The sequence below is a fragment of the Streptomyces sp. NBRC 110611 genome (assembly GCF_001590865.1).
Taxonomy (GTDB): Bacteria; Actinomycetota; Actinomycetes; order Streptomycetales; family Streptomycetaceae; genus Streptomyces.
Map to the genome: position 1 here is coordinate 1 of NZ_BBUY01000045.1, position 11,731 is coordinate 11,731.

An 11,731-nucleotide genomic window follows, 5' to 3' on the forward strand; every position below is an offset into this window, starting at 1 on the left:
CCAGCGCGATCCGCCCCGGATGCTCCGACTGCGCCGACCGCACCAGACCCCACACCGCGGCCGCCGCCACGTCCGCCACGCCCTCACCCGCGTCGGCCGCAACCGCCCCGCGGGTGACGAACACCAGCCGCGAGGCAGCAGAGCAGTCGGCCCACTCCTGGAGCAGCCCCAGCACCCGGTCCGTCAATTCGTGTGTGGCGGTGGGAACATCACCGCACGTGCCGATACCGGACGACACGGGCACCACTACGAGGTCCTCGTCGCCGGTGAGGTCTGCCAGGGACGCTATGGACGCGCCCACGCCCAGTTCGTCAGCGCCCAGGGACACACACCGCACCTCGGCGGGCTGGACCTCGGGGGCCGGCACCCACTCCAGCGACAGCAGCGTGTCGTGCTCCGCGCCCGGCCGCACCACCGACCGCCCGGTGCCGGGGTCCTGGTAGGCCCGCATCACCATCGCCTCGGCGGACAGCACAGGCGCGCCCTCGACGTCGACGGCCGCGATGGACACCGAGTCCTCACCCGTCCTCGCCACCCGTGCCCGCAGGACCGAAGCGCCACCGGCGTGCAGCGACACGCCCCGCCAGGCGAACGGCAGGAACTGGTCGCCCTCTCTGCCGACACCGGCCATGCGGTGCGACTGGAGCACGGCGTCCAGCAGCGCCGGGTGGATCCCGAAAGCCCCCGCTTCCCCCGCGACCTGCTCCGGCAACGCCACCTCGACGAAGGCCTCGTCCCCGCGCCGCCACACCGCACGCAGCCCCTGGAACGCGGGGCCATAACCGGTCCCCTCATAGAAGCCTTCCAGGTCGACGCGCACCGCGTCCTGCGGCGGCCAGACCTGGGCGCCGAAGTCCCCGATCCGCTCTCCGCTGGTCAGCGTGCCGTGGGCATGGTGCGCCCACGGCTGCCCGAGGTCGGCGTCCAGGCGTGAATACACCGAGACCGTACGGGCGCCCGTCTCGTCAGCGGGTCCGACCCGCACCTGAACCTGAGCGGCGCTCTCCTCCGTGAGCACCAGCGGCGTCATCAGGACGAACTCTTCGACCCGGTCGCACCCGACCTGGTCACCGGCGCGCATGGCCAGTTCGAGGAAACCGGTGGCCGGGAAGAGGACGCTGCCGCCCATGACGTGGTCGGCCAGCCAGGGGTAGGCCGTCAGCGACAGCCGGCCCGTGAACAGCACCTCGCCGGAGTCGGCGAGGGTGAGCGTGGCGCCCAGCAGCGGGTGCTCCGCCGGGAGGAGCCCCGCACCGGTCACATCCCCGGAGCGGGCGGCGGGCCGGGGCCAGTACCGCTCGTGCTGGAACGCGTACGTGGGGACGTCCACGCGACGTGCGCTCATGCCGGTGAACCAGGCGGCCCAGTCGATACCCACACCGGCGACGTGGAGGCGCGCGAGGGCGGTGAGCAGCGCCGTCTCCTCGGGGCGGTCCTTGCGGAGGGCGGGGACGACCACGGCGCTGCTGTCCAGGCTGTGCTGGGCCATCGCCGTCAGGACACCGTCGGGGCCCAGTTCCAGGAAGGCGCCTGCCCCTTCGGCGGCCAGGGCGCGTACTCCGTCGGCGAAGCGGACGGTTTCGCGGACGTGCCGGACCCAGTACTCGGCCGAGCAGACGAGGTCCTCGGTGGCGAGTCCGCCCGTGACGTTGGAGACGAGCGGGATCCGGGGAGCCTGGTACGACAGTCCCTCGGCAACCCGCCGGAAGTCCGCCAGCATCGGGTCCATCAACGGCGAGTGGAAGGCATGGCTCACCGGCAGCCGACGGGTCTTACGGCCCTCGTCCGCCAGCTCTCCCGCGATCCGCAGGACGTCGGCCTCGGCACCGGCGATCACCACCGACTCCGGACCGTTGACCGCAGCGACCGACACCCCCGCCGTCAGACGGGCGGCCACCTCGGCCTCCGTACCCTCAACGGCCACCATCGCACCGCCCGCCGGAAGCGCCTGCATCAACCGCGCCCGCGCCGCCACCAGCGCACACGCGTCCACCAGTGACAACACCCCGGACGCATGCGCCGCCGCGATCTCACCGACCGAATGCCCGGCCACGAAGTCCGGGCGGATGTCCCAGGATTCGACGAGGCGGAACAGCGCCACCTCCACCGCGAACAGCGCCGGCTGGGTGAACCCGGTCTCCTCCAGCCGTCGTCCGTCGGTGAACATCACCTCCCGCAGCCCGGTGTCGAAGTGCCCCAGCACCTCGTCCAGCGCCTCGGCGAACACCGGGAACCGGTCGTACAACTCGCGGCCCATTCCGACTCGTTGGGCTCCCTGGCCGGAGAAGAGCACCGCGAGCGGACGGCTCGTATCCGCGCGTCCCCGGGCCGCCTCCGACAGTTCACCGTCGAGGCACCGGGCCAGCAGCACCGCGCGGTGCTCGAACGTGGAACGGCCCGTGGCCAGCGAGAAGCCCACGTCCACCGGTGCCGACGAGTCCGCCTGCGACGAGATCCGTGCGATCTGCGCGGCCAGGGATTCCTCGGATTTTGCCGACACCAGCCAGGGCACGACGTCGGGCAGCAGCTGCGGCGTGGGGGCCGGCTCCTCGGCCGACTCCTCGGCGGGCTCCGCCTGTTCCAGGATCACATGCGCGTTGGTGCCGCTGATCCCGAACGACGACACCCCGGCTCGCCACGGCCGGTCGGCCTTGGGCCACTCCTGGGACTCCGTCAGCAGCTCCACCGCCCCCGACGACCAGTCGACGTGCGACGACGGCGCGTCCACGTGCAGGGACTGCGGCAGCACGCCGTGCCGCATCGCCATGACGGTCTTGATGATCCCGGCCACTCCGGCCGCCGCCTGGGTGTGGCCGAGGTTGGACTTCACCGACCCCAGCAGCAGGGGGCGTTCGGGGTCGCGGTCCTGGCCGTAGGTGGCCAGCAGCGCCTGGGCCTCGATCGGATCGCCGAGCGGGGTGCCGGTGCCGTGCGCCTCGACCACGTCCACGTCCGCGGCCGACAGGCCGGCGCTCGCCAGCGCCTGCCGGATCACCCGCTGCTGTGAGGGTCCGCTGGGCGCGGTGAAACCGTTGGAGGCGCCGTCCTGGTTCACGGCCGAGCCGCGGACGACGGCGAGGACGGGGTGCCCGTTGCGGCGGGCGTCGGACAGCCGCTCCACGACGAGGACACCCACGCCTTCGGACCATCCGGTGCCGTCGGCCGCCTCGGCGAACGCCTTGCACCGGCCGTCGGCCGCCAGCCCGCCCTGCCGGCTGAACTCCATCAGGGAGCCGGGCGACGACATCACGTTCACGCCGCCGACCAGGGCGAGTGAGCACTCACCGGCCCGCAGGGCGTGGCTCGCCGTGTGCAGGGCCACGAGCGAGGAGGAGCACGCCGTGTCGACCGTCACCGCCGGGCCTTCCAGGCCCAGTGTGTAGGACAGCCGCCCGGAGGTGGCGCTGGCGGCGATCCCGGTCCCGATGTCGCCGGTGGCGTCGGCCAGCGAGCGTACGAGCAGGTAGGCGTAGTCCTGGCCGTTGGTGCCGACGAACACGCCGGTGCGGCTGCCGCGCAGGGCGGACGGGTCGATTCCGGCGCGCTCGATGGCCTCCCAGGAGGTCTCCAGCAGCAACCGCTGCTGCGGGTCCATCGTGACGGCCTCGCGCGGCGAGATGCCGAAGAAGCCGGCGTCGAAGTCCCCCGCACCGTCGAGGAAGCCTCCTTCCTGGCTGACGGCGTTGCCGCGCCGGTCGACACCGGCGCCCCGCAGGGCGTCCAGGTCCCAGCCGCGGTCCGTGGGGAACGCACCGATCGCGTCCTTGCCGGCGGCCAGGAGGTCCCACAGGTCCTCGGGTGAGTGCACGCCGCCGGGGTAGCGGCAGCTCATCGCCACGATCGCGATCGGCTCGGTGGCCGCGGCGACGAGCTTGCGGTTCTGCCGGCGCAGGTGCTCGGTTTCCTTCAGGGAGGCGCGGAGCGCCGCGACGACGGTTTCGCTGGATGTGGTCATGGTCCGCTCTTTCAGCGCTCTTGGGAGGATTGGCCGTCGAGTGCCGCCTGCACCAGGCCGGCGACGTCCATCGCGTCGATCGACTCGTCGTAGGTGTCCGCCGCCGTGGTGGCGTCGGCGTCACCGTCGGCCGCCGCGGACTGCTCGGCGGCGAGCTTCATCAGGGGTTCGAGTACGCCGATCTCGCGCAGCTGGGCGAGGGAGACGGAGGCGAGCAGGGCCCTGATACCGGAGGAGTCCGGGTCGGCCGCTCCGGCCCCCTCCCCCGGTCCCTCGTCGGGCACGAGCCGGGTGAGGAGGTGGTCTGCCAGGTCGGCGGGGTGGGGGTGGTCGAAGACGAGGGTGGCGGCCAGGCTCAGTCCGGTCGCGGCGCCGAGCTGGTTGCGCAGCTCGACGGCGCTGAGCGAGTCGAAGCCGAGGTCCCGGAAGGCCCGGTCGGCGCCAACGGCGTCGGCCGAGGGGTGTCCCAGGACGGCGGCGGCCCGGGTGCGGACCAGGTCCAGTACGGCTTCGGCACGCTTGGCGGGCGGCAGCGCCGTCAGCCGCTCGCGCAGCGCGTCGCCGGTGGTGTCCTCGCCGGTGTCCCCCGCGGCCCGCTGCTCCGTGACGGCCGGCTCGCCGAGGAGCGGGCTGGGCCGTACGGCGGTGAAGGAGCGGACGAACCGGTCGCGTTCGATGTCGGCGACGACCTCGGTGGGCCGCCCGTCCATGACGGCCCGGCGCAGTGCCACGACGGCGAGGCCCGGGTCCAGCGGGCGGATCCCGGTCCGCTGGGCCACGTCCGATGCCCGCCGGTCGGCGGCCATTCCGTCGCCGTCCCATACGCCCCAGGCGATCGAGGTCGCGGCCAGTCCCTGGGCCCGGCGCTGTTCGGCGAGGGCGTCCAGGAAGGCGTTGGCGGCGGCGTAGTTGGCCTGGCCGGCGTTGCCGACCGCTGCGGAGGACGAGGAGAACAGGGCGAACACCGCCAGGTCCAGGTCCCGGGTGAGGTCGTGCAGGGCCAGGGCCGAGGCGGCCTTGGCGCGGAAGACGGCTTCGTAGCGGTCCGGTGTGAGGCTGTCGAGGACACCGTCGTCCAGGATGCCCGCCGTGTGGATCACACCGGTCAGGGGCGCCTCGTCGGGGATCGCGGCGAGGACCTCGGTGAGCGCGTCGCGGTCGGCGGCGTCGCAGGCGGTGACGGTGGCCTCGGCTCCCAGTGCGGCGAGTTCGGCGCGCAGCGCGTCCGCGCCGGGCGCGTCCGGGCCCCGGCGGCTGAGGAGCAGCAGGTGCCGTGCGCCCGACCGGGCCAGTTCCCGGGCCACGTGGGCGCCCAGTGCTCCGGTGCCGCCGGTGATCAGGACGGTTCCGGCGGGGTTCCACTCCCTGGTGTCCCGCCCGGCCGGTACGGGTACCAGCCGGCGGCCGAGGACGGCGGAGGGCCGGATCGCGATCTGGTCCTCGCCGCCGGGGGCCGCGAGGGTTTCGGCGAAGCGGGCCGTGGAGCGCTCGTCGAGGGTGTCGGGCAGGTCGATCAGACCGCCCCAGCGCCGCGGGTACTCCAGCGCGGCGACCCGTCCCAGGCCCCAGACGGCGGCCTGGGCGAGCCCGGGTACCGGCTCGGAGGGTGCGGCGGCGACCGCGCCCCGGGTGACGCACCACAGGGGTGCGGTGAGGTCCGCGTCGCCGAGCGCCTGGATCAGGGCCGTGGTCAGGGGCAGCCCCTCGGGGGCTGCCGCACCGTGCCCAGGTGCGGCGGCGAGCGCGAGCAGGGACACCACTCCGGTGAACTCACGTCCCTCGGCGGCCAGTTGGCGCAGCCGTCCGGCCAGCGCCGCCCGGTCGGGACCGGGCACGTCCAGGCGTACGGTGTCCGGGCCCAGCGCGGCGATGACGTCGGCGGCCCAGGGGTCGTCGGTGCGGCCGGCCGGGAGCACGGCGAGCCAGGTGCCCGCCGGGGCGTGGGCGGGCCGCGGGGGCAGCGGCTGCCAGGTGATCTGCTGCCGCCAGCCGTCGACGGTGCTCTCCTCGCCGCGCCGGCGGCGCCAGTCCGCGAGCGCGGGGAGCACCTTGGCCAGTGCGTCGCCGTCGACGTCGAGCGTTGCTCCCAGGGTGGCGAAGTCGGCCTCGCGCACCGCCGTCCAGAAGCCGTCGTCCACGGTGTCCGGTGCGGCGGGGCCGGCGGCCGGGCAGGCGGCCGGCCAGAACCGCTGGCGCTGGAAGGGGTAGGTGGGCAGGTCGGTGCGGCGGGGCGCGGTCCGGTCCCCGGTGAGCAGGGCGGGCCAGTGCGGGCTCACTCCGTCGACGTGCAGCCGGGCGAGAGCGGTGACCACGCTCTCCTGCTCACCGCGGTCCCGGCGCAGCGCCGGTACGGTGACCGCCTGCGCGGGCAGGGTGTCCAGGGTGTCCTGGGCCATGGCGCACAGCGCGCCGTCGGGGCCGAGTTCCAGGAAGACGGAGACCCCGCGCTCGGCGAGGGTGCGGACGCCGTCGCCGAAGCGGACGGCCTCGCGGACGTGGCGCACCCAGTAGTCCGGGGAGCACACCTGTTCCTCGGTCGCCGCCTCGCCGGTCAGGTGGGACACGAGCGGGATCGCCGGGGCGTCGTAGCCGACGCTGCGGGCGACTCGTCGGAAGTCCTCGAGAATGGCGTCCATGTGCAGAGAGTGAAACGCATGGCTCACCCGCAAACGCCTAGTCTTGCGCCCGTCGGCGGTGAACTTCTCCGCGATGCCGAGGACGGCGGACTCATCGCCGGAGAGGACCACCGACCGCGGTCCGTTGACCGCCGCGACGGACACGCCGTCGGTCAGGTGCGCCCGGGCCTCCTCCTCGGTGGCCTGTACGGCGACCATGGCGCCGCCGGCGGGCAGGGTGTTCATCAGCCGCGCCCGTGCGGCCACCAGCCGGCACGCGTCGTCCAGGGAGAAGACCCCGGCCACATGCGCGGCCGCGATCTCGCCGACGGAGTGCCCGGCGACGAAGTCCGGGCGGATGCCCCAGGACTCGACCAGGCGGAACAGCGCCACCTCCAGGGCGAACAGCGCGGGCTGGGTGAAGCCCGTCTCGCCGAGCCGCTCCGCGTCCTCGAACATGACCTCCCGCAGCGGCAGTTCCAGTTCCGTGTCCAGGCGTGCCGTCACCTCGTCCAGGGCCTCGGCGAACACCGGGAAGCGGGCGTGGAGTTCCCGGCCCATGCCCGCACGCTGCGAGCCCTGGCCGGAGAAGAGCACCGCGAGCTTGCCGCGCCGCTCCGCCGCCCGGCCCCGCAGGACCTGGGGGGTGTCGTGACCGTCGGCGAGTGCGGCCAGACCCGCGAGGAGCTCCTCGCGGTCTTCGGCGAGGACCGCGGCCCGGTGGGTGAAGGCCGACCGGGTGGTGGCGGTGGACAGCGCGAACTCGGCGACGGTGAGGTCGGGCCGGGCGGCCACGTAGGCGTGCAGCTGCCGGGCCTGGGCCCGCAGCGCTTCCGGTACGGCGCCCGATACGGGCACCGGCAGCGGGCCGGCGGGCGTGTGGGAGGGCGCGGGCTCGCCCGCCACGGTTTCCGTGAGCTGCTCGATGATCACGTGGGAGTTGGTGCCGCTGGCGCCGAAGGCCGAGATTCCGGCCCGGCGCGGGCGGCCCGTACGCGGCCAGTCGGCCGCTTCCGCCAGCAGTTCGACGGCTCCGGCGGTCCAGTCGACGTGTGCCGAGGGCTCGTCGATGTGCAGGGACCTGGGCAGTACGCCGTGGCGCATCGCCAGCACCATCTTGATCACGCCGGCGACGCCCGCGGCCGCCTGGGTGTGGCCGATGTTGGACTTCACCGAACCGAGCAGCAGCGGGTGTTCGGGGTCGCGGCCCTGTCCGTACGTGGCCAGCAGCGCCTGCGCCTCGATGGGGTCGCCCAGGGTGGTGCCGGTGCCGTGCGCCTCCACGGCGTCCACGTCGGCCGGTGCCAGCCCCGCGTTGGCCAGCGCCCGCTGGATGACGCGGCGCTGCGAGGGGCCGTTGGGCGCGGTGATGCCGTTGCTGGCGCCGTCCTGGTTGATCGCCGAGCCGCGCAGCACCGCGAGGACGTGGTGCCCGTTGCGGCGGGCGTCCGAGAGCCGTTCCAGGACGAGGACGCCCACGCCCTCGGACCAGCCGGTGCCGGCCGCGGCGGACGCGAAGGGCCGGCAGCGGCCGTCCGGCGCGAGGGCGCCCATCTCCCCGAACTCGACGAAGTTCACCGGGCTGGACATCACGGTCACACCGCCGGTCAGGGCGAGGGCGCACTCGCCGTTGCGCAGGGCCTGGGCGGCCAGGTGGAGTGCCACCAGGGACGACGAGCAGGCCGTGTCCACGCTGACGGAGGGGCCTTCCAGGCCGAAGTGGTAGGCCACCCGGCCGGAGAGCAGGCTCGCCGACTGCGCGGTCTGCGCGTGCCCGAGCTGGCCCGCCTCGGGCCGGTAGTCGCCCGAGCCGCCGCCGATGAACACTCCGGTGTCGCCGCCGCGCAGCTGGGCGGGGTCGATACCGGTGCGCTCCAGGGCCTCCCAGGTGGCTTCCAGGAGGATGCGCTGCTGCGGGTCCATCACCATCGCCTCGCGCGGTGAGATCCCGAAGAACCCGGGGTCGAAGTCGGCCACGTCGTAGAGGAATCCGCCTTCGCCGGTGACGGTCCGGCCCCGGCCGTCCCGGTCGCCGTGGAGCAGCCGGTCCAGGTCCCAGCCGCGGTCGGCGGGGAAGCCTCCGATGGCGTCCGTTTCGCCCATGACCAGCTGCCACAGGTCCTCGGGCGAGCGGATCCCGCCCGGGTAGCGGCAGCTCATGCCGACGATGACGACCGGGTCGTCGGCGGTGTCGGCGTCCTTCGCCCGCGCCGCCACGGGGAGTTCCGCCGTTTCCTCCCCGAGGAGTTCGGCCCGCAGGTGGCCGGCGAGCGCGTCGGCCGTGGGGTAGTCGAAGACGAGGGTGGCGGGCAGCGCCAGCCCGGTCGCGGTGGCGAGCTGGTTGCGCAGGTCGACCGCGGTCAGCGAGTCGAAGCCGAGGTCCCGGAACGCCTGGCCGGAGGGTACGGCGTCGGCGTCGGCGAACCCGAGCACCGCGGCCACCTGTGCGCGGACCAGGGCCAGCAGGACCTCGGTGCGTTCCGCTGCCGGGCGGGCCGCGAGGTCGGCCCGCAGACCGGTCGCGGTGCCCGGGGTGCCCGGCTCGGTGCCGACCGGGTCGGCCAGCGCCGCGCGGGCCTCGGGCAGTTCGGCGAAGAGGGCGCTGCGCCGGTGGCGGGTGAAGGCGGGCGCGAACCGGTCCCACCGTACGTCGGCGACCGTCACCGACGGGGCGTCGGTGACGAGGGAGCGGGCGAGGGCGGTCAGGGCCCGCGCGGGCTCCATCGCGGGCAGCCCGTTGGCCCTGAGGTGGGCGGTCAGGCTGTCGGAGGCGGTGTCGGCCCAGCCGCCCCACGAGACCGTCGTGGCGGGCAGTCCGCGGGTGCGCAGGGTGCGTGCCAGGGCGTCGAGCAGGGCTCCGGCCGCGGCCTCGGTGGCCCGGCCGCCGGCGCCCCAGGTCCCGGCGATCGAGGAGAAGAGGACGAAGGCGTCCAGGGGACGGTCGCCGGCCGCCGCCTCGGCCACGGCCGCCAGGTTCTCCACGTCGGTGTGGAGCGCGGCCAGGGCGGCGGCGGGGTCCTCGGCGGTGGCGGATCCGTAGACCTCGGCGTCGGCCGGTCCGCCCGTGTGGACGACGGCGGTCAGCGGCGTGTGTTCCGGGAGCGCGGCGAGCGCGGTCAGCAGCGCCTCGCCGTCGGCCGGTGCGCAGTCGAGCACGGTCAACGGCACGCCCAGGGCGTCGAGTTCGGCGCGCAGCTCAGCCAGGTCCGGTGCGGTGGGGTCGGCCAGCACCAGGTGCCGGGCGCCCTGTCCGGCGAGCCAGCGGGCGCAGTGTCCGCCGGTGCCGGACGCCGGGCCGACGACCAGGACCGTGCCGGTCGGCTGCCACGGGGTCGCGGTGCTGTCGTGCGGGGCACGCACCAGCCGTCGGCCGAAGGCGCCGGAGGTCCGCAGCGCCACCTGGTCCTCGTCGCCGGTGCCGGACAGTACGGCACGGAACCGTTCGGCCGTGCGCCGGTCGAGCACCTGCGGCAGGTCGACCAGGCCGCCCCAGCGGTCCGGGTGGTCCAGGGCCGCGACCCTGCCGAGTCCCCACAACGCCGCCTGACCGAGGCGGACGTCGGTCTCCGAGCGGCCCACCGGCACCGCGTCGCGGGTGACGCACCACAGGGGGGCGTCGATTCCGGCGTCCGCCAGTGCCGCTGCCGCCTCGTTCGGCCAGGCCGGGCCGGCGGGCAGGGCGTCGGCGTACGGGGCCGCGAGCAGGGAGACCACTCCGGTGAACTCGGCGGCCGGTGCGGTGAGTTCGGCCAGCCTTCCGGCGAGGGCGCCGCGGTCGGCCGGGTCGGCTTCGACGGTGACGGCCGAGTCGCCGAGGGCCGCGAGTACGGCGGCGGTCCACTCGTCGGCGGCGCCGCCCGGCGGGACGAGCGCCAGCCACGGTCCGGCGAGGGTGCCGGGCGCGCTGCCGGTCAGCGGCTTGAAGGTGACGTGGTAGCGCCAGCCGTCGACGGCCGCGTGCTCGACGCGCTTGCGGCGCCAGGCGGACAGGGCGGGTACGAGGGCCGACAGCGCGGCGTCGTCCAGTTCGAGGCGGTCCGAGAGCGACGAGAGGTCCTCGCGCTCGACCGCGTCCCAGAACTCGGCGTCGCCGGGCTCCTGCGGGCCGTCCTGCGAGTGCCCTGCGGGCCCGGCCTCCGGCCAGTACCACTCGCGCTGGAAGGGGTAGGTGGGCAGGTCCACGCGGCGGGCGCCGGTACCGGCGAAGATCCCGGACCAGTCCACCGCGACACCCGTGACGTGCAGCTGCGCGAGGGCGGTGAGCAGTGCGGTCTCCTCGGGCCGGTCCTTGCGCAGGGCCGCGACGGCGGTCGCGTCGCCGTCCAGGGTGTGCTGGGCCATCGCGGTCAGCACCCCGTCCGGGCCCAGCTCCAGGAACACCGAGGCCCCTTCGGCGGCGAGTGACCGCACACCGTCGGCGAAGCGCACGGTCTCCCGTACATGCCGCACCCAGTAGTCGGGCGAGCACAGCAGCTCCCCGGAGGCCATCCCGCCGGTCACGTTCGAGACGACCGGGATCCGGGGCGCCTGGTACGACAGTCCCTCGGCAACCCGCCGGAAGTCCGCCAGCATCGGCTCCATCAACAGCGAGTGGAAGGCATGACTCACCGGCAGCCGACGGGTCTTCCGGCCCTCGTCCGCGAACACCTCGGCGATCCGGAGCACTTCGGACTCATCACCCGCGATCACGACCGCCTCGGGACCGTTGACCGCCGCGATCGACACACCGTCCGCCGTCAGACGACCGGCCACCTCCCCCTCCGCGGCCTGGACGGCGACCATCGCCCCACCGGCCGGGAGGGCCTGCATCAACCGCGCCCGCGCGGACACCAACGCACACGCGTCCACCAGCGACAACACCCCGGACACATACGCCGCCGTGATCTCACCGACCGAATGCCCGGCCACGAAATCCGGCCGCACACCCAACGACTCCACCAGCCGGAACAGCGCCACCTCCACCGCGAACAAAGCCGGCTGGGTGTGCCCCGTCTCGTCCAGGCCCTCCGCATCACCGAAGATCACCTCGCGCAACCCGGCATCGAAGTGCGCCAGCACCTCGTCCAGCGCCTCGGCGAACACCGGGAACCGGCCGTACAACTCCCGGCCCATCCCCACCCGTTGCGCACCCTGACCCGAGAACAGCACCGCGACCTTCCCG

At 74.4% G+C, this 11,731-nt stretch carries 2 protein-coding genes; both read right to left on the reverse strand.

The window, feature by feature from the left end; genetic code table 11:
- On the reverse strand, nt 1-3,955 hold a 3,955-nt coding region (locus AZE13_RS32865; RefSeq protein ID WP_147264817.1), incomplete at its 3' end, for a type I polyketide synthase.
- Nucleotides 3,956-3,966: 11 nt separating this feature from the next.
- Nucleotides 3,967-11,731: type I polyketide synthase (locus AZE13_RS32870; RefSeq protein ID WP_258528167.1), on the reverse strand; the 7,765-nt coding region annotated here is incomplete at its 5' end.